Origin of the sequence: Paraburkholderia largidicola, assembly GCF_013426895.1 — a bacterium.
GTDB classification, from domain to species: domain Bacteria; phylum Pseudomonadota; class Gammaproteobacteria; order Burkholderiales; family Burkholderiaceae; genus Paraburkholderia; species Paraburkholderia largidicola.
This window is the reverse complement of sequence record NZ_AP023174.1, coordinates 1,240,263-1,259,729: the sequence shown is the minus strand read 5'-3', so window position 1 is coordinate 1,259,729 and position 19,467 is coordinate 1,240,263. Positions and strand designations below refer to the sequence as shown.

Sequence of the window (19,467 nt, the reverse complement as noted above, 5' to 3'; positions counted from 1 at the left end):
TCGTGAACCGCCGTTCCTCCATCGGTATTGCAGCGTTGCGCGTCGCGCGCGCCGCGCTAGTTGCTTCGTCGTTCGTGCTGACGCTGGCTGCACCGCAACTCGCGCACGCCGAAGAAACCGCGATCTGCTACAACTGCCCGCCCGAATGGGCCGACTGGGCAAGTCAGATCAACGCCATCCAGCAAAAGACGGGTGTCCGTGTGCCGTTCGACAACAAGAACTCCGGCCAGTCGATTGCGCAGCTGATGGCCGAGCAGAAAAGCCCCGTGGCGGACGTCGTGTATCTGGGCGTGTCGTCGGCGTTTCAGGCGAAGGACAAGGGCGTGATCGCGCCGTACAAGCCCGCCCACTGGAACGACATTCCCGCGAACCTGAAGGACCCGCAAGGCTACTGGTTCGCGATCCACTCGGGCACGCTGGGCTTTTTCGTCAACAAGGACGCGCTCGAAGGCAAGCCGGTGCCGCGTTCGTGGGCCGACCTGCTGAAGCCCGAGTACAAGGGAATGATCGGCTACCTCGATCCGTCGAGCGCGTTCGTCGGCTATGCGGGCGCGGTTGCCGTGAATCAGGCACTGGGCGGCAGCTTCGACAACTTCAAGCCGGGCCTCGACTGGTTTGCGAAGCTGAAGGCCAACCAGCCGATCGTGCCGAAGCAGACGGCCTATGCGCGCGTGCTGTCGGGTGAGATTCCGATCCTGCTCGACTACGACTTCGATGCGTACCGCGCGAAGTACAAGGATCACGCCAACGTCGAGTTCGTGATTCCGAAGGAAGGCACGATCGAAGTGCCGTACGTGATGAGCCTCGTGAAGGGCGCGCCGCACGATGCAAACGGCAAGAAGGTGCTCGATTTCGTGCTGTCGGACGAAGGCCAGAAGCTGTGGGCCAACGCGTATCTCCGCCCCGTGCGCGCCAACGCGATGACGGCCGATGCCGCTTCGAAGTTCCTGCCCGCGAGCGACTATGCGCGCGCCCGCGCCGTCGACTTCGCGAAGATGGCCGAGAAGCAGCAGGCGTTCGGCGAGCAGTATCTGCAGGTGATGCATTGAACGACATCACGTTTCCGCTGCGCTGGCGCATCGCGTTGATCGCGCCCGCGCTCGCCGTCTTCATCGCATTCTGGCTGCTGCCGATGACAGCGCTCGTGCAGGTGAGCGCCGACGGTCATCTGCTGCAGACGTACGGCGCGATGCTCGCGAACACGCGCTATATGAAGAGCCTGTTCGCGACCGTCGTGCTGTCGGCAGCCGTGACGGCGACGACGCTCGCGCTCTCCGTGATCTCCGGCCTGCTGCTCGCGCGCCGCGAGTTTCCCGGCAAGCGCACGCTGCTCGCGCTACTGACGTTTCCGCTCGCATTTCCGGGCGTGGTGGTCGGCTTCATGGTGATCATGCTGGCGGGCCGCCAGGGTTTGATCGGCGCGCTGTCGCTCAAGCTCACGGGCGACAAGTGGGTGTTCGCGTATTCGATGACGGGCCTCTTTGTCGGCTATCTGTATTTCTCGATTCCGCGCGTGATCGTGACGGTGATGGCATCGGCGACCAAGCTCGATGCGTCGCTCGAAGAAGCCGCGCGCTCGCTCGGCGCATCGCCTTGGCGGATCATGCGCGACATCGTGCTGCCCGCGCTGTCGCCGGGCCTGATTGCGGCGGGCGCCGTGTGCTTCGCGACGGCAATGGGCGCGTTCGGCACCGCGTTCACGCTCGCCACCGATATCGACGTGCTGCCGATGACCATCTACACCGAGTTCACGCTCAACGCGAACATGGTGACGGCGGCGGGACTGTCGATCGTGCTCGGGATCGTCACGTGGATCGTGCTGTATGTCGCGCGCAGCGTCAGCGGCTCGGCCGTGGCGGCGACGGCCTGATTGGGCCGATTCTTTTCCATGTCGAATGAAGACACTCGCATGAATTCCGTTGCTCACACCACGAACCCGCCTCAAATGCAGCACAAGCGCGCGTTCGCCCTGCCCTCGTTGCGCGCATGGCTCGCGGCGGGTCAATGGCTCGTCACGCTGCTGTTGTGTGCGTTTCTGATCGTGCCCGTCGTGATGTCGATACTCGCGGGGCTCACGGTCAATTACTTCCAGGGCGTCGCGAGCGGGCTCACGCTGCGCTGGCTGGGCGAAGTGTGGACGCAGTATCACGCGTCTGTGTTCCTGTCGCTCGAAATCGCGCTCGCGACGCTCGTCATCACGTTGCTGACAGGCGTGCCGGCGGGCTACGTGCTTGCGCGTAGCGAGTCGCGGGCCTCGCGCATCATCGAGGAATTTCTCGTGCTGCCGATCGCCTTGCCTGGACTCGCGTCCGCGCTCGCGTTGCTCGTCGTATATGGCGGCTTCACGATGTTCCGCACGAGCGTTGCGTTCATCGTCGTCGGGCATGTGGTGTTCACGCTGCCGTTCATGGTGCGCGCCGTCGCCGCCGTGTGTGCGAGTTCGGGACTGCGCACGCTCGAAGAAGGCGCCGCGAGTCTTGGCGCGAGCTTCTTTCAGCGCTTCATCACGATCGTGCTGCCGAACGTGCGGCCTGGCATCGTCGCGGGCGCGCTGGCCGTCGTCACGCTGTCGATCGGCGAGTTCAATCTCACGTGGATGCTGCACACGCCTGAAACGAAGACGCTGCCCGTCGGTCTCGCCGATACCTATGCTTCGCTGCGCATCGAGATAGGCAGCGCTTACACCATTCTCTTTTTCATCATGACGATGCCGCTGCTCGTCGCGATGCAATGGCTCGGCGTCGATGCGACGGGTCAGCGCAACACGCGGCAGAAGAAGACGCGCGTCATCGATACGACATCATCCGCAGAAAACCAGTCATGAAACTCGCTTCCATTCCCATCACGCTGACGCGCTGCGCGAAAACGTTTCGCGGCACGCGCGTGCTCGAACCGCTCGATCTGTCGATTGGCGCGGGCGAAACGCTGGTGCTGCTCGGGCCGTCGGGCTGCGGCAAGACCACGACGCTGCGCATGATCGCGGGCCTCGAGCAGCCGGACGCGGGCGGGCGCGTTGCATTTGGCGACGAGGACGTCACGGCGCTGCCGATCGAGAAACGCCAGGTCGGCATGGTGTTTCAGAGTTACGCGTTGTTTCCGAATCTGACCGTGCGCGGCAACATCAGCTATGGTCTGAAGATCAAGCGCGTGGATGCGGACGTGGCGCGGCAGCGCGTGGACGAGTTGCTCTCGATGATGCGTCTCACCGATCACGCTGAGAAACCGATCGATCAACTGTCCGGCGGACAGCGTCAGCGCGTCGCATTGGCGCGGGCTCTCGCGCCGCAACCGCGGGTGTTGTTGCTCGACGAGCCGCTGACGGCGCTCGATGCGCGTCTGCGCGACACGTTGCGTGGGGAGATGAATGCGCTGTTGCGCGAGCTTGGGATTACGACCGTTTATGTGACGCACGATCAGGCTGAGGCGATGGAACTGGGCGATCGCATCGTCGTGATGAGCGCGGGGCGCATCGAGCAGATCGGGACGCCGCGGGATATCTACTATCGGCCGGCGAACCGGAACGTCGCACAGTTTGTCGGGACGATCAATCGCGTGGCGGGGCAGGCTCGGGATGGCGTGCTTGCCACGACGGGCGGTGCCATTCCTTTGCCGCCGACGCATGCTACCCGGGTTATGCCTCACGGCGATGAGGTGTTTTTTCGGCCTGAGGATGCGTGGATTTCTGAGCTTTCTGCTGCGCAGTTGAGAGGGGTTGTTGAGGGGGCTGCGTTTTTGGGTGAGCGGACAAGGCTTACTATTCGTGATGCGGCGCCTGATTTGCTGGTCGTTGATGTTCCTGGCAGGGTTGAGCTTGCTCGTGGCACGGTTGTTGGGGTTTCTGTTGCCAGGGAGGGGTTGATTGCGTTGGCGTAGGTTTTTTGGTTTTGGTTTTGGTTTTGGTTTTGGTTTTGGTTTTGGTTTTGGTTTTGGTTTTGGTTTTGGTTTTGGTTTTGGTTTTGGTTTGGTTTGGGTTTTTGCTGGCATCCGCGATATGCCTACGTGCTTCACGCGTCGCCCCTGTGCGGGGCGGCACCTACTTTTCTTTGCCGCCGCAAAGAAAAGTAGGCAAAAGAAAGCGGCTAATACCGCCAGCTCGTATGCTTGCCTGAGGGCCCCCAGCCGGTCTTATGCTTCACACGGCGGCGTTTCAATTCAACGTGCGTTGCCAACGCTTCGAATAAAGGCCTCATCCGCTCCAAACGCCCGTACAAGTGCCAGCGGCAGCGAATGGTAAGTGCCGCCCAGGTGGCAAACGGTGTGTAGGTTGTCGTACCGCGCAGGTTAGTGCTCTTACCAGAAACACCAAACTTGCTACGCAGTCCGGAGCGGTGCGAGTATGGCGCGAAAGCCTACACACCGTTTGCCACCTGGGCGGCAGCGGACTGTCTGGCATGGCGGGCTGTGACGCGGGCGCGTGAAGCGGGTGAGGCCTACAGGGAGAACGTTGGCAACGCACGTGGGTCACGTGATTGCCGTGTGAAGCGTAAGACCCTGTGGGGGCCCTCAGGCGAATACAAGAACTGGCGGTGTGAGCCGCTTTCTTTTGCCTACTTTTCTTTGCGGCGGCAAAGAAAAGTAGGTGCCGCCCCGCACAGGGGCAACGCTTGCAAACCAATAACATCACGCGGATGCCAGCAAAAAAACCCAAATCAAACCCAAAGAAAAGCGTCGCAGACACACATAGCAAAGAGGACCCCATGTTAATAGCCCAGATCAGCGATCTCCACATCAAACGCCCAGGCGCGCTGGCTTACCGCCGCGTAGACACGGCACCGTACCTGACGCGTTGCGTCGAACGCCTGAACGCGCTCGTTCCAACCCCAGACGCTATCATCATCACCGGCGACCTCGTCGACCAGGGCGAGCCGGAGCAATACGAACATCTGAAGTCACTGCTAGCGCCGCTAAAAGCCCCCTACTACCTGCTGGTAGGCAACCACGACGACCGCGCCGCGTTGCGCGCCTCCTTCGCCGACCGCAAAGAACTCCACACCAACGACGAGTTCATCCAATACTCCGTCGACATCGGCCCGCTCCACCTGATCGCACTCGACTCGATGGTCCCAGGCCAAAGCGCCGGCCTGCTCTGCGACAAGCGCCTCGCCTGGCTTGAAGAAAAACTAAACGCGGCCCACAACAAGCCCGTGATCGTCGCGCTGCATCATCCGCCATTCGTGTCGGGCATCGGCCATATGGACGCGCTGCGGCTCGATCCGACCTCGGCACAAAAGCTCGCGGCGCTCATCGCCCGTCATCCGAACGTCGAACGTGTGATCTGCGGCCATGTGCATCGCCCGATGTTCGTCCGCTTCGGCGGCACAATCGCATCGGCAGTGCCCGCGCCCGCACATCAGGTAGCGCTCGATCTGCGCGACGACGCGCCATCCGCCTTCATGATGGAACCGCCCGCGTTCGCGCTACACCGCTACGACAGCCTGAACGGTCTCATCACACATCACGCCTATGTCGATGCAGCCGACGGCCCGTATCCGTTCTATGAACCGGAAGGATCGCTGATCGACTGAGCGCGCCGGGCGTGCCGCGACGGTGCACGCGCTCGTGCCGCGTCGAGCACGATCCGCCCCGCTCCGGTATCATCGGCACGCTCCACTCTCTCCCGCCGGCGTCGCGCCGGCCGCTGCATCATGTCCACGCCCGCCTCCGACCACACCGCAACTGACCGATCGCTGAACAGCCTTCTGCTACTGCTTGCGACGATCGCGGGCGTCTCCGTCGCAAACATCTACTACAACCAGCCGCTGCTGGACGACTTCCGTCTGTCGTTTCCGCAAAGCGCGTCGTGGATCGGCGTGGTGCCGACGATGACCCAGCTCGGCTACGCGGCAGGCATGCTGCTGCTCGCGCCCCTCGGCGACCGCTTCGACCGCCGCGAGCTGATCCTGCTGCAGATTGCCGCGCTGTGTGTCGCGCTGCTGTTCGCGGCTGCCGCGCCGAATCTGTCGGTGCTCGTGGTCGCGAGTCTCGCGATCGGCATCCTCGCGACAATCGCGCAACAGGCCGTGCCGTTCGCCGCCGAACTCGCGCCGCCGTCGCGACGCGGCCACGCCGTCGGCACCGTCATGAGCGGATTGCTGCTCGGCATTCTGCTCGCGCGCACGGCGGCCGGCTTCGTCGGCCAGTACCTCGGCTGGCGCGCGGTGTTCGGCGCATCGATCATCGCGTTGCTGGTGCTCGCCGCCGTCATCATCGCGAGGCTGCCGCGCAGCAAGCCCACGTCGACGCTTGCCTACGGCAAGCTGCTCGGCTCGATGTGGCATCTCGCCGTCGAACTGCGCGGCCTGCGCGAAGCGTCGATGACGGGCGCCGCGCTGTTCGCCGCGTTCAGCCTGTTCTGGTCGACGCTCGCGCTGCTGCTGGCAGGCGCGCCGTTTCACTACGGGCCGCAGGTGGCGGGTCTGTTCGGTATCGTCGGCGCGGCGGGCGCAATGGCCGCACCGCTCGCGGGCAAGTTCGCCGACCGGCGCGGGCCGCGTGCGATCGTTTCGCTGTCGATTGCGCTGGCGGCCCTGTCGTTCGTCGTGTTCGCGCTGTCGGGTTCGAGCCTGATTGGCCTCGTGATCGGTGTGATCGTGCTCGATGTCGGCGTGCAAGGCGCGCAGATCTCCAACCAGTCGCGCATCTACGCGCTGAAACCCGAAGCGCGCAGCCGCGTGAACACGGTGTTCATGGTCTGCTATTTCATCGGTGGCGCGATCGGGTCGGGCGTCGGCGCGTTCGTGTGGCCGCTGTTCGGTTGGGTGGGCGTGAGTATCGCCGGTCTGCTGTTTACCGCGGTTGCCGGGCTCAATCATCTGCGCGGGCGTCCCGAGCCGCTGGCGGCTTCGGGCGCGACGGAGTGATGTCGATCTGATTTCGCTGCGCGAAACCCGCTATCGCGCTTCCAGACGCGCCTGCGCATATTCGTGCAGCGCGTCGATCACGCGATCGAACTCGAACGACTTGTCGTAGAAATGCCGCACGCCATATTGCTGGCAGCGCTCGCGGTACGCGGGCAACGCATGGTTGGTCAGCACGGCGGCAAACGTCGACTCGATCAATCCTTCTCTTTGCATATACGCCAGCACCGGCACGCTCGATCCGCCCTTCAGTTGCAGATCGACGATTACGGCGTCGAACGCTTCGCCATCCAGCAGCGCGATCGCCTCGTCGGCGGATTCGGCCTGCGCGGCCACCTGCATCACGCCCGACGCATCGATCGCTTCGACGATGCTGCGCCGGATCAGCGGCGAATCCTCGATCAGCAGCACACGCAACGGCGCGCGGCCGGAATCGGTGTGTGCAGTGAGGGAGTCGGCGTTCATCGGTTGCGTTCCATGCTCGCGGGTCGTCACGGGTTCATTCGTTCATTCGATCAGGCCGTTCTTGATCGCGTAGTAGGTCATGTCCGCGTTGTTCGTCATGTGCATCTTTTCGAGCACGCGCGCGCGATACGTGCTGACCGTTTTCACCGACAGATGCAACTCACCGGCGATATCGGTCGGAATCTGACCTGATGCGAGCTTGCAGAAGATCTGGAACTCGCGTTCCGATAGCTGTTCATGCGGGTTCGTCGCAGCAGGCTTGTCGAGACTGTTCGCGAGCGTATCGGCAACGGCCTCCGACAGATAGCGATGCCCGCGCGCGACCGAACGGATGGCACGCACGATCTCGTCGGGCTCGCAGTCCTTGTTCAGATAGCCGTTCGCGCCCGCGCGCAACAGGTTGATTGCGTACTGGCTCTCCGGATAGCCCGACAGGATCAGCACGCCCTGCTCGGGTCGCATCTGGCGGATCACGCGCAACGTGTCGATGCCGTTCTTGTCGGGCATCGCGATATCGAGCAACACGACGTCGAAAGGCTCGCCCGTTAGCTGCTCGCGCACGAGGCGGATCGTTTCGTCGCCCGTCGATGCTTCCGCCGCGACGCACATGTCCGGCTCGTCAGCGACGAACTGTCTGAACCCGCCCCGAACGATCGCGTGGTCGTCCGCTATCAGCACTCGAATCATGGATGTGGTTTATCGCAGTGCAAATGCATGTGCTCTACAGGATTGCGAAGGTTGCGAAGACGGGCGCGGCGCGAACCGCACGCCGCCCGTTGCCTTCGCGCCCAGCCGCCCTTTCCCCTCACTCGCGACCCGACAGCAGATCGGCCATATCGTCCGCGTGCTCTTCCTCGACGGCGAGAATCTCTTCGAAGATCCGGCGCGTCGTGACGTCGGTGTCGCCGAGATAACGGATGATCTCGCGATAGGTATCGATCGCAATGCGCTCCGCGATCAGGTTCTCGCGGATCATGTCGGTCAGGTTCGAGCCTTCCTTGTATTCCGAGTGCGAGCGCTTCGACAGACTGTCCGGCGCAAAGTCCGGCTCGCCCCCGAGTTGCACGATGCGCGCCGCGAGCGTGTCCGCATGGCCCTGCTCTTCGTTCGCGTGTTCGAGGAACTCCTGCGCGACCGCTTCTGAATTGATGCCCTTCGCCATGAAATAGTGGCGCTTGTAGCGCAGCACGCAGACGAGTTCCGTCGCGAGCGAGCCGTTGAGCAGCTTCAGCACGGTCTTGCGATCCGCGCCATAGGTCTGCGTGACGGGACCATCGTCCATATCCTTGCGTGCCTGCTGGCGAATGCGTTCGAGGTCCATCACGAATTCGCCTTTGGTTGCGTTCGACATTGACTGACTCCTTGTTCCGGTATTGTGGGAAACGCACACGCGGCCACCGTCTGTCATGTGTGGCGGCACAGCGTGCGCGATGCGGGCGTATTGCTTGCGCTAGGTTCGGAACACGCCAAGCAGCAGCGTGACGACGAACACCACCAGGAAGATGTAGAACAGAATCTTGGCTATTTCGGCGGCGCCGGCGGCAATGCCGGTGAAGCCGAACACAGCGGCGATGATCGCGATCACGAAGAACACGAGTGCGTAATGCAGCATGACAACGCTCCTTCCTGTTTAAGCGATGACTGGCAGCAGACCCCGTTCGAGCGGCCCGCGCTTGATCCTGAGTTGCCTCCGGGCTTCGCTAATCGACGATCTTCTTCGTGATGACGAAGCCGAGCACGAGGAACACGACGCACAGGATCAGGAACACCACGAACAGGAACTTCGCGATCGCCGCCGCACCTGCAGCAACGCCTGTGAATCCGAGCAGCCCCGCGATCACGGCGATCACGGCGAAGAACAACGCCCACTTGAGCATGATGGCAACCTCCCTTGGCTAATGTGGCTGAATGGTCGCTATGGATTCCTAGCACTCATCGTACGGAGCACGTTGCGTACCCGCATTCGGGCGCGCGCTGTTTTTCGTGTGGGAATCCGCCGACATCCGCTTTCGGCGAGGCGTCTGGCGGCCCGTTCGGGACGCTCGCACGACTCAAACGCGCCGCGCGACGCTACACTGTCGATGACTTCATCGCATGGAGAGTGCAGTGTCAGAGGGCGCGGAAGCGGGATTCACCACCAGGCTTGCGGACTGGATGCATCAGCGCAGCTGGGCCATCGCGATGACGGTCGCGATCGTCATCACGTGCGGCGGTCTCGTCATTCTGGAAACGGCGCGGCAACGCATCGCGTCGGAATACGAAACGGCGCTCGAAGCCCGCAACGCGAGCGTGCAGCTCAGCGACCTCGCCGGACAACTCGCGTTGTTGCAATCGCATGAAAGCCGCTTTCTGCTGACGAGGGACGATGCCGACGCGCGCAGCTATTGCGCACGCGCCGCCGATATCCGCCGCAGCATCCGTTCGCTCGACGCATACTTCAAACGCGCCGCCGACAGCGCGGAACTGTCCAGCTTCACGCAGATCGCCGCGCTGATCGGCGCGCGCATCGGCAGCGGCGCACATGCGTTACAGCAGGCGGCGTCCCATCCGCTCGATCTGGTCGCTTGCGGCGGCGCAGCGGCAAACAGCAGCGTCGATGCATCGCTCGTGACCAGCACGCTCTCTTTACTGCGCGACAACGAAGAGCGCCGCGCGCAGCGCGCGCTCGACGCGAGCCGCGCCGACCAGCGTGTCTCCACCTTCGTCGCGGCGGGCCTGTCCGCGCTCAATATCGTGTTGTTCATTCTGCTGTTCCGCAATCTCGGCATTCAGCTCGACAGCCAGGCGCGCGCGCAAAAACAGTTGATCACGCAGCAGGAAGAACTCGATCAACTCGTCAACGAGCGCACGCGGCAACTCGAAGCGCTTGGCTGGCACTTGCAGGCCGTCAGCGAAAACGAGAAGACCCAGTTGGCGCGCGAACTCCACGACGAACTCGGCGCGATTCTCACGGCGAGCAAGATGGATGTCGCGTGGGCGCGGCGCAAACTCCAGGACACCGACCCGGCAATCGCGGAGAAACTGACGCGTGCGCTCGAGACGCTCGATCAGGGCATCGCGCTCAAGCGACGCATCATCGAGGACATGCGGCCGACCGTGCTCGCGAACTTCGGCCTCGTGACCGCGCTGCGCACGCTCGCCGACGAAGCCGCGCAACGCAATGGCTGGGCGCTCGACCTGCATCTGCCCAGCGACGAACTGCAACTCGACGAGCAGACCGAGATCGCGCTTTTTCGTGTCGCGCAGGAGTCGCTGACCAACGCAGCGAAGTACGCGCGCGCGACGCAGGTCACGATCACCTTGAGCACCGGCCACGGCGAGGTGTCGCTGCATATCGCCGACAACGGCGTCGGTATCATGCCCGCCGATCTGACGCGCACGCATACGCATGGACTGATGGGCATGCGCCAGCGCGTGGCCGCGCGCGGCGGACGCTTCGACATCCGGCGTGGCGAGCTGCACGGCACCGACATACACGTCGTGCTGCCCGTGCCGACCGTTCGCGGGACGAAGGAAGACAGTCTGGGCGTCGATCGGATCGTTGAGGAAGCACCGGGTACCGTTCCGGACAGCACAAGCACCCAGGGCCACGCGCCCGCCGAACGCCTTTGATGTCCACGTAGGATTGCGCCGACACGAAAATCGTGGCGCCTCTGACAGCATCGCGGCAACGCGTCTCTTACCATGGAATCAGACCGGATCGGCTGGCGCGACGCCCCGGTCGGACGACAGGGCGCGCACGCCGGGCGATGTCGAATGCAATACCTGACCAGACCGGCGCGCGCGAATCGATCGAAGCAACCGTCGAAGATTCCTGACTATTCCAGATAGGGAGAAAACTCATGACACGACTCATCGCACTTCTGCTGCTCGCGGGCACGACGCTGCTAGCCGCCTGCAACACGATGGCCGGCGCCGGCCAGGACATCTCCAAGGGCGGCAACGCCATCACCAATTCGGCTGAGAAGCACTCCGACTGATATCGCAGCCACCGGTCGATCCGATTCACCCATTACCCTCACCGCCGCGTATTTCGCGGCGGTTTTTTTGCGCCTGCGCTTCTGGTGTACGAATCAGGCGCCCAAAACAGAACGGCGGCCCATTTGCATGAGCCGCCGTGCCGTCCCCCCTGCTACTGCATCGTCATCAGGCCATGCCGTCGTTGTTTTATTGGCCGTTCAACGTGTTAGTCAATTCAAGCGCCGGTTGGCTCGTGTTGCCGCCCTGCGCGACGAGCAGGTGGATCTGGTTCGGCAGCAACTGGCTGAGCACGCCGCCGATCGGCACCGACGTCACGAGCCAGTCCGCGTTGTTCGCGAGATCGAACGAACTCGACTGGAAGATCGGCGTCTTGCTACCCGCCGTCGTCGCGATCAGCACATACGTGCCGCCCGACACGTAGACCGAGTCCTGGCCGCTCGCAGGCACCGCGTTCTTGAAGGACACGCCTGCCAGCGTCGGACTGGCGCTCGTGATGCTGGTGTTGCTCGCGGGAACCAGATACAGGTCGAGGTTCGACGCGTTCAGCGATGCATTGAAGCCCCGCACGCGCGCGCTGTTCGACAGCAGGCCCTTGTCGAACGGATCGTCGATCAGACCGATATCAGCGCCCGTCGAACCCGGCACCGCGATCACCGTATACTCGTGACCCTTCGCGACATCGGAGAAGGTGCCGCTCGCGAGCGCGGTCGTGGTCCCCGTCGCCGCATACGCCACGGATGTCTGCCCCGTGTTGATGTTCGCGAAGTTCGTCACGTTCTTGTACGAGATGTTCTTCTGCAACGCGCCGCCGTTGACGAGAAAGTCGACGGCAGGGCCGCCTGGAATAGCGTGCACGAAATGGATCAACGGATTTTGCAACCCGAGTTCCTTGCCGACGTCGTTCGAGCTTCCACCGCACGCCGACACGAGCGCGGCCGCTCCGATGAGCGCCGCCATGGTCCTGATAACCTTCATTTGCCACCTCTCCCTGATTGGGCTTGAGCCCGTTGATCTGCGGCTTGCCGCCTGCGCAGTCGGGTCCGTTTCTTTGGTCGACGTTATGTGTCGTTATCCGCCGTAGGGCCTCAACTGCGCGTCCGTCATGGCGACGCGCCTTTCATATGTCCACGAGGTCGGCCAGCGCTTTGAGGATCGACTTGCCCGCATCGATTGGACGATTGCGGACAGCAATCGCCGTGCCGCGGTGGTCATTACCCACGACAGACGAATAAAAGCGGCTTTCAGAATCCGGGGTCGGGAGGCGATTAGAATTTTCCCTCGGAGGTTTTGCGCGAACGCGCGTGTATCGTTCGAGCGGTCCCAACTTTACATGGTGCCTTGCATGTCTTACCCACGGCTCTTGTCCGAACTCGATCTGGGCTTCACGCGCCTGCGCAACCGCGTGGTGATGGGTTCGATGCATACGGGCATGGAGGACCGCTTCTGGAACTATCCGAAGCTCGCCGCCTACTTTCGCGAGCGCGCCAAAGGCGGCGCGGGCCTCATCATCACGGGCGGCATCTCGCCGAATCGCGAAGGCTGGCTGCTGCCATTCGGCGGCACGCTGAACTCGGTCTTCGATCTGCACAATCACCGCAAGCTGACGCGAGCGGTCCACGAAGAAGGCGGCAAGATCGCGCTGCAGATCCTGCATGCGGGGCGCTACGGTTATCAGCCGCTGGTCGTGTCGGCGTCGGCGCTGAAGTCGCCTATCTCGATGTTCAAGCCGCGCGCGTTGACGCTGGCCGGCATAGCGCGAACCGTGCGTGCGTACGCCCGCTGTGCGCGGCTCGCGCAGCGCGCCGGCTACGACGGCGTGGAGATCATGGGCAGCGAAGGCTATCTGCTGAACCAGTTTCTGTGTCCGCGCACGAACCGGCGCGACGATGCCTACGGCGGCAGTCTCGAGAACCGGATGCGCATCGCGCGCGAAGTCGTGCAGGCCGTGCGCGCCGCGTGCGGCGAGCGCTTCATCGTCGTGTACCGGCTGTCGCTGATCGATCTCGTCGAAGGTGGCAATACGTGGGATGAAACCGTGCAGATCGCGAAGGCGCTCGAAGCGGCGGGTGTCACGATCTTCAACACGGGTATCGGCTGGCATGAGGCGCGCGTGCCGACCATCGTCACGTCCGTGCCGCGCGCCGCGTTCGCGCCGTTGGCGGTGCGCCTGAAGGCGGCCGTGGGCGTGCCCGTGATCGTGTCGAACCGGATCAATACGCCGGAGGTCGCCGAAGACCTGCTTGCACAAGGCGCGGGCGATCTGGTGTCGATGGCGCGGCCGCTGCTCGCCGACCCCGAGTTCGTCGTCAAAGCAGCCGAAGGACGCGCGGATGAAATCAACACCTGCATCGCGTGCAATCAGGCATGTCTCGATCACACGTTTCAGAACAAACGTGCAACGTGTCTCGTCAATCCGCGCGCTGGCCGCGAGACGGAACTCGTGTATCGGCCGCTCGCTTCGCATCAGCCGCCGCGCGCCCGTGGCCGTGATCGGCGCGGGACCGGCGGGTTTGTCGGCGGCGACCGTGGCGGCCGCGCGCGGCCATCGCGTGACGCTGTTCGATGCGGCTGCAACCATCGGCGGCCAGTTCAATCTGGCGATGTGCGTGCCCGGCAAGGAGGAGTTCAGCGAGACGATCCGTTATTTCGGCAGCCAGTTGACGAGGCACGGCGTCGACGTGCGCCTGGGCACGCGCGTCGATCCTGCACTGCTCGCGGCTTCCGCGTTCGACGACGTGATCGTCGCCACAGGCATCGTGCCGCGCCGTCCCGCGATCGACGGCATCGACGGGCCGAATGTGCTGTCGTATGTCGACGTGCTGCGCGGCGCGCAGGTCGGACAGCGCGTCGCCGTGATCGGCGCGGGCGGCATCGGCTTCGACGTCAGCGAATTCCTGCTGCATCCCGCGGACGAGCCGCTGCCGCTGTCGCGCGAAAGCTGGACGGACGAATGGGGTGTCGATCTGTCCGTGAGCGGGCGCGGCGGCCTGAGAACGCCACGCGCCTGCGTCCCCATGCGCGAACTCTGGCTATTGCAGCGCAAGGCCGGCAAGCTCGGCGCGGGCCTCGGCAAGACGTCGGGGTGGGTGCACCGCGCGGCGCTCGTGCGCAACCAGGTGAAGATGCTCGATGGCGTCACGTACCGGCAGATCACGGAGCGCGGGCTGTTGATCGAACGCGCGGGCAGCGAGCAATGGCTCGACGTCGATACGATCGTGGTGTGCGCGGGGCAGGAGTCGTTGCGCGACCTCTACCCCGCTACGTCCAGCTCACCCGCTGTGGATGGGCCGCGCTTTCATTTGATCGGCGGAGCCTCGGTGGCGACGGAACTCGACGCGAAACGCGCGATCCGTGAAGGCGCGGAGCTTGCCGCACGGTTGTAGACGCGGTATCGACTGTCGCGCTGGCGGCTCTCAAGCCGTGCCGCGCCGCCGATAGTCGAACCAGAACGACAGCCCGACACTCGCCAGAATCACGCACGTCGCGACGACGGTCGCGCGCGTCACCGGCTCGCCTAGCAGCAGCGCGCCCAGCGCCACCGCGACCACCGGGTTCACGTACATGCAGCTGCTCGCGATGATCGGGCTCGTGTGCCGGATCAGGAAGCCGTACGCGACGTAAGCGGCCATCGTGCCGATCAGCATCAGATACAGGAACGCGACGACGGGCAGAAAGTGAATGTCCATCATCCGCTCGCCCGAGAGCCACGCGACCAGCGTCGACATCGCGCCGCCCAGGCCGATTTGCAGCGACGTCGACAGAAACAGGTCCGACGGCAGCTTGAGGCGCGACGCCAGATGCGCGCCGCCCGCCCAGAACAGCGCGCCGCAGAGAATGGCGAGACTGCCGCCCGCCGAGCCCGAGCTCTGGTCGCCATGACTGAGAATCGCGATGCCGACGAGCCCCAGCCCGATCGCGAACCATTCGCCCCGGCCGATCTTGCGCCCGGCGATCGCCGCGATGACGGTGGCGAACAGCGGCACGGTCGCGACCATCACGGCCGCCGTGCCCGTGCCGACGGTGCGCATCCCGTACGCGAGCATCCCGCTCGACAGGCCGACGAGCATCGTGCCCACCAGCCCCGCATTGCGGATTTCCGTGAGCGGCGGCCACACGGGCTTGCGGCGCATCGCGAAGATGAACAGTCCGACGCCCGCGAAGAAGTTGCGCAGCCCCGACAGCAGCAGCGGCGGAAACGATCCAAGCGCAACGTGCACGGCAAGATACGTCGAGCCCCACACGATATAAACGACGCCCAGCGCGAGCGCGATCTGTCCACCGTGGGATTGCGGCAGGCGGAACGGGAAACGGTCAGGAATATTCAGCGCCACGTTCAGCCCGCCCGTGCCGGCGATTGCGCCGCGGCCCCGCTGAACACCCATGAACGGGACGGCAGGCGCCGCATCGGCGACGCGGCAGAAAGGGCAAAGCGGGCGGGCATGGCAGTAGAGCGGATGTCGAACGGCAAGGGAAGCACCAGGTCAATGGTGCGAATTGATGGCCTACGCGATGCAGAATGCAACAAAAGCAGCCAACGGGCGCGAATCGCTCGCGCCGCCGAGCATTATGCAATATCTGGACATTCCTCCGGCAAGAGAATCGTAACTTTCGTTGTAAGCGAGATGAAACGACGGACGCGGGCGACCATCGCGCCGCCCGCCCGGATTCGCCGGGGTCAGTCGTAGCTCACCAGCACCGTCACCGCCCTCTCCGTTTGCGCGCCGCCCACGATCGACAGCGTGCCGCCGGCGCGGCCCACGCTGTACGCTGCGTCCGCCGACTGGGCGACGTGCTTCGCGTTGTCGGTGAAGCGCGTCTTTAGCGTATGCGGTGTGACCACGCCTGCGTCCGTGTTGACCAGCAGCGAAACGTGCGCGGCCAGCGACGTGTTCAGCGCAGGCGCAAACGTGACATCGACCGTCGATGCATTCTCGCCTCCAGTTTTTTCCGTATGGAATCCTTGATAACTTCCTGAAACGTGAGTCGAGATGCCGTATGACGGCGCGACAATGGCGCCCGTAAAGGTAATCGTCCCACCCGTCTGAAATTGCGCTGCGTCAACCGCCGACGGCAGCCATACGCCTGCCGCAACGACACATGCAGTCATCGCAGCTATCGACCCGTTTGCTGACTTCATTGCACTCTCCGATTGAAACGATTTTGATTAGGCTGACTGATTAATTATCCGCCTTGATTGGGTATATCGGCTCTCTTCGGGCAATCTTGAATAAGGTTGATCGAAGTCGGTCAGGGGATGAGGTCTTTCCCTGCATTATTGAGATTACGGTCTGAATCGGACGCGCGGCGTGCGCGACCCGTGTAAATGCAATGAAAGCGAGGCGCAGCGCGGCTTGTCCGTCGGTCGTCATGCGCGAAGGGTCCGCGCATTCCGCCAATTTCAAGACAAGTTGCCAAACCCGGCCCGGCCAGGTTATCGTGTGCGCTGCTAACGCGGGGGTCCTGCGTTGTGCGTCGCCTGAAAGACAACGGGCACCGCATGGCGTGGGTGAGAAATACCCTTTGAACCTGATCTGGATAATGCCAGCGCAGGGAAGCGTTCGGGCTCGCCGCTTCACCTGCCGTACCGTTTCACCTCCTCGCGCGAACCCGGTCTACTTCCCCTCCGTCTCGTTCTCCTGCGTAGCTGTAACGCCCCACATTTGCATGGAGAGACGCATGAACGCCAACCCGAAATTCATTTCCGCGAACGCCCACGTCGACGAAGCCGCCGTCGCGCCGCTGCCGAACTCGCGCAAGGTCTACGTGACCGGCTCGCAGCCCGATATCCGCGTGCCGATGCGTGAAATCACGCAATCGGATACGCCAACGGGCTTCGGCGGCGAAAAGAATCCGCCCATCTACGTGTACGACACGTCGGGCCCGTACACCGATCCGGACGCGAAAATCGACATTCGCGCGGGCCTTTCCGCGCTGCGTCAAGGCTGGATCGAAGCACGCGGCGACACGGAGTCGCTGGACGGTCTGTCGAGCGATTACGGCCGCGAGCGCGCCGCCGATCCCGCCACCGCGCAGCTGCGCTTTCCCGGCCTGCATCGCACGCCGCGCCGCGCGCAGCCTGGCAAGAACGTGTCGCAGATGCACTACGCGAAGCAAGGCATCATCACGCCGGAAATGGAATACATCGCGATTCGCGAGAACCAGCGCCGCGCCGAGTATCTGGAGAGCCTGAAGACGAGCGGCCCGACGGGCGCGAAGCTCGCCGCGATGATGGGCCGCCAGCATCCCGGCCAGGCATTCGGCGCGAGCGCATTCGGCCCGAACGGCTTGACGGAGATCACGCCTGAGTTCGTGCGCGAGGAAGTCGCGCGCGGCCGCGCGATCATCCCGGCGAACATCAATCACCCGGAAAGCGAACCGATGATCATCGGCCGCAACTTCCTCGTGAAGATCAACGCGAACATCGGCAATTCGGCCGTGACGTCGTCGATCGGCGAAGAAGTCGACAAGATGACGTGGGCGATCCGCTGGGGCGGCGACACGGTCATGGATCTGTCGACGGGCAAGCACATTCATGAGACGCGTGAATGGATCATCCGCAATTCGCCCGTACCGATCGGCACGGTGCCGATCTATCAGGCGCTCGAAAAGGTCAACGGCAAGGCCGAGGACCTGACGTGGGAAATCTTCCGCGACACGCTGATTGAACAGGCCGAACAGGGCGTCGACTACTTCACGATCCATGCGGGCGTGCGTCTGCAGTACGTGCCGCTCACCGCCAACCGGATGACGGGCATCGTGTCGCGCGGCGGCTCGATCATGGCGAAGTGGTGTCTCGCGCATCACAAGGAAAGCTTCCTGTACGAGCACTTCGAAGACATCTGCGAAATCATGAAGGCGTACGACGTGAGCTTCTCGCTCGGCGACGGTCTGCGCCCCGGCTCAATCTACGACGCGAACGACGAAGCGCAGCTCGGCGAGCTGAAGACGCTCGGCGAACTGACGCAGATCGCGTGGAAGCACGACGTGCAGGTGATGATCGAAGGTCCGGGCCATGTGCCGATGCAGCTCATCAAGGAGAACATGGACCTGCAGCTGGAATGGTGCGACGAAGCGCCCTTCTACACGCTCGGGCCGCTGACGACGGACATCGCGCCCGGCTACGACCACATCACGTCGGGTATCGGCGCGGCGATGATCGGCTGGTTCGGCACGGCGATGCTTTGCTACGTGACGCCGAAGGAGCACCTGGGCCTGCCGAACAAGGACGACGTGAAGACGGGCATCATCACGTACAAGCTCGCCGCGCACGCCGCCGATCTGGCGAAGGGCCATCCGGGCGCGCAGGTGCGCGATAACGCGTTGTCGAAGGCACGCTTCGAGTTCCGTTGGGAAGACCAGTTCAACATCGGCCTCGATCCCGACAAGGCGCGCGAATTCCACGACGAAACCTTGCCGAAGGATTCCGCGAAGGTCGCGCATTTCTGTTCGATGTGCGGCCCGCACTTCTGCTCGATGAAGATCACGCAGGATGTGCGCGACTACGCGGCGAAGGAAGGGATGAGCGATACCGACGCGCTGAAGAAAGGCATGGAAGTGAAGGCCGTCGAGTTCATCAAGAGCGGCGCGGAGATTTATCAACGGCAGTGAACGCGCAATGGTGCGCGTGGGTGTTGGTGTGCTGTGCTGTACTGTGCTGTGCCGGCATCCGCGATATGCCTACGTGCTTCAAACGTCGCCCCTGTGCGGGGCGGCACCTACTTTTCTTTGCCGCCGCAAAGAAAAGTAGGCAAAAGAAAGCGGCTAACACCGCCAATCCTTGTTCCTGCCTGAGGGCCCCCACAGGTTCTTACGCTTCAAACGGTAACCACGTGACCCACGTTCGTTGCCAACGCTCTCGCAGTGCGCCTCACCCGCTTCATGTGCCCGCGTCGCGGCACGCACTACCAGATAGTCCCCCGCCGCCCAGGTGGCAAACTGTGTGTCGGCCGTAGTGCCTCACACGCCTCACTCCGGACCGATAGCGCACGCGCTCCACGCTGTAAGAGCGCCACGCTATACGACGCGACAACCTACACACCGTTTGCCACCTCGGCGGCACATACCATTCGCTGCCTCTGGCCCGTGTACGGGTATTCGAAGCGGGTGAGGCGTTCATTCGAAGCGCTGGCAACGGGCAACGAACAACGCGTTACCGTGTGACATG

At 63.4% G+C, this 19,467-nt stretch carries 18 protein-coding genes and 1 pseudogene; 11 read left to right on the top strand and 8 right to left on the bottom strand.

Features of this window, described 5'->3' with window-relative positions; translation table 11 throughout:
- The first annotated feature begins 2 nt into the window (after positions 1–2).
- The 7 genes from PPGU16_RS05635 to PPGU16_RS05605 all read left to right on the top strand — a co-directional run bounded on the left by PPGU16_RS05635 (position 3) and on the right by PPGU16_RS05605 (position 6,860).
- A complete protein-coding gene (locus tag PPGU16_RS05635) occupies positions 3–1,049 on the top strand; it encodes an ABC transporter substrate-binding protein (RefSeq protein ID WP_180722052.1) in 1,047 nt (348 codons plus the stop codon).
- The gene (locus tag PPGU16_RS05630; RefSeq protein WP_180722051.1) at positions 1,046–1,870 is read left to right on the top strand and encodes an ABC transporter permease; all 825 of its coding nucleotides are present in this window, start codon (positions 1,046–1,048) and stop codon (positions 1,868–1,870) included. Before PPGU16_RS05635 ends, PPGU16_RS05630 begins: the two co-directional genes overlap by 4 nt.
- Before the next feature lie 39 nt (positions 1,871–1,909).
- Positions 1,910–2,824, top strand: a complete 915-nt coding sequence (locus PPGU16_RS05625; RefSeq protein WP_180722050.1) for an ABC transporter permease — start codon at positions 1,910–1,912, stop codon at positions 2,822–2,824.
- Positions 2,821–3,873 (top strand): ABC transporter ATP-binding protein, encoded by a 1,053-nt coding sequence (locus PPGU16_RS05620; RefSeq protein WP_180722049.1) that lies wholly within the window; start codon positions 2,821–2,823, stop codon positions 3,871–3,873. Before PPGU16_RS05625 ends, PPGU16_RS05620 begins: the two co-directional genes overlap by 4 nt.
- Positions 3,860–4,234 (top strand): hypothetical protein, encoded by a 375-nt coding sequence (locus PPGU16_RS05615; RefSeq protein WP_180722048.1) that lies wholly within the window; start codon positions 3,860–3,862, stop codon positions 4,232–4,234. The genes PPGU16_RS05620 and PPGU16_RS05615 overlap by 14 nt, the downstream gene beginning before the upstream one ends.
- Positions 4,235–4,697: 463 nt before the next feature.
- Positions 4,698–5,525: a phosphodiesterase gene (locus tag PPGU16_RS05610; RefSeq protein WP_180722557.1), complete on the top strand. Its 828-nt coding sequence runs from the start codon at positions 4,698–4,700 to the stop codon at positions 5,523–5,525.
- Positions 5,526–5,645: 120 nt separating this feature from the next.
- On the top strand, positions 5,646–6,860 hold the full coding sequence (locus PPGU16_RS05605) for an MFS transporter (RefSeq protein WP_180722047.1): 1,215 nt from the start codon (positions 5,646–5,648) through the stop codon (positions 6,858–6,860).
- 30 nt (positions 6,861–6,890) lie between these two features.
- On the opposite strand, the gene PPGU16_RS05600 is transcribed toward PPGU16_RS05605, so the two are convergent.
- The 5 genes from PPGU16_RS05600 to PPGU16_RS05580 all read right to left on the bottom strand — a co-directional run bounded on the left by PPGU16_RS05600 (position 6,891) and on the right by PPGU16_RS05580 (position 9,199).
- A complete protein-coding gene (locus PPGU16_RS05600) occupies positions 6,891–7,322 on the bottom strand; it encodes a response regulator (RefSeq protein ID WP_180722046.1) in 432 nt (143 codons plus the stop codon).
- A gap of 42 nt (positions 7,323–7,364) precedes the next feature.
- Positions 7,365–8,009 carry a response regulator gene (locus PPGU16_RS05595; RefSeq protein WP_180722045.1) on the bottom strand — a complete coding sequence of 215 codons (645 nt, stop codon included), beginning with the start codon at positions 8,007–8,009 and terminating at the stop codon, positions 7,365–7,367.
- Between the two features lie 118 nt (positions 8,010–8,127).
- Positions 8,128–8,673, bottom strand: a complete 546-nt coding sequence (locus tag PPGU16_RS05590) for a ferritin-like domain-containing protein (RefSeq protein ID WP_180722044.1) — start codon at positions 8,671–8,673, stop codon at positions 8,128–8,130.
- A gap of 99 nt (positions 8,674–8,772) precedes the next feature.
- Positions 8,773–8,934 carry a DUF1328 domain-containing protein gene (locus tag PPGU16_RS05585; protein ID WP_012400904.1) on the bottom strand — a complete coding sequence of 54 codons (162 nt, stop codon included), beginning with the start codon at positions 8,932–8,934 and terminating at the stop codon, positions 8,773–8,775.
- A gap of 88 nt (positions 8,935–9,022) precedes the next feature.
- Positions 9,023–9,199, bottom strand: a complete 177-nt coding sequence (locus PPGU16_RS05580; RefSeq protein ID WP_007585549.1) for a DUF1328 domain-containing protein — start codon at positions 9,197–9,199, stop codon at positions 9,023–9,025.
- Between the two features lie 217 nt (positions 9,200–9,416).
- Between PPGU16_RS05580 and PPGU16_RS05575 the strand changes: the two genes are divergently transcribed.
- On the top strand, positions 9,417–10,934 hold the full coding sequence (locus tag PPGU16_RS05575) for a sensor histidine kinase (RefSeq protein ID WP_180722043.1): 1,518 nt from the start codon (positions 9,417–9,419) through the stop codon (positions 10,932–10,934).
- 230 nt (positions 10,935–11,164) lie between these two features.
- Positions 11,165–11,302: an entericidin A/B family lipoprotein gene (locus PPGU16_RS05570; RefSeq protein WP_007585547.1), complete on the top strand. Its 138-nt coding sequence runs from the start codon at positions 11,165–11,167 to the stop codon at positions 11,300–11,302.
- Between the two features lie 187 nt (positions 11,303–11,489).
- Here the strand turns inward: PPGU16_RS05570 and PPGU16_RS05565 are convergent, their stop codons facing one another.
- The gene (locus PPGU16_RS05565) at positions 11,490–12,278 is read right to left on the bottom strand and encodes a DUF4397 domain-containing protein (protein ID WP_180722042.1); all 789 of its coding nucleotides are present in this window, start codon (positions 12,276–12,278) and stop codon (positions 11,490–11,492) included.
- Positions 12,279–12,645: 367 nt separating this feature from the next.
- Here PPGU16_RS05565 and PPGU16_RS05560 point away from each other — a divergent pair.
- A pseudogene (locus PPGU16_RS05560) lies at positions 12,646–14,686 on the top strand (2,4-dienoyl-CoA reductase FMN-binding domain-containing protein).
- 30 nt (positions 14,687–14,716) lie between these two features.
- Here the strand turns inward: PPGU16_RS05560 and PPGU16_RS05555 are convergent.
- Both PPGU16_RS05555 and PPGU16_RS05550 read right to left on the bottom strand, forming a co-directional pair.
- Positions 14,717–15,685 carry an EamA family transporter gene (locus PPGU16_RS05555; protein WP_243460572.1) on the bottom strand — a complete coding sequence of 323 codons (969 nt, stop codon included), beginning with the start codon at positions 15,683–15,685 and terminating at the stop codon, positions 14,717–14,719.
- Between the two features lie 293 nt (positions 15,686–15,978).
- On the bottom strand, positions 15,979–16,440 hold the full coding sequence (locus PPGU16_RS05550) for a hypothetical protein (protein WP_180722041.1): 462 nt from the start codon (positions 16,438–16,440) through the stop codon (positions 15,979–15,981).
- A gap of 539 nt (positions 16,441–16,979) precedes the next feature.
- Here PPGU16_RS05550 and thiC point away from each other — a divergent pair.
- Positions 16,980–18,911 (top strand): phosphomethylpyrimidine synthase ThiC, encoded by a 1,932-nt coding sequence (thiC, locus tag PPGU16_RS05545; RefSeq protein ID WP_180722040.1) that lies wholly within the window; start codon positions 16,980–16,982, stop codon positions 18,909–18,911.
- Positions 18,912–19,467 lie beyond the last annotated feature (556 nt).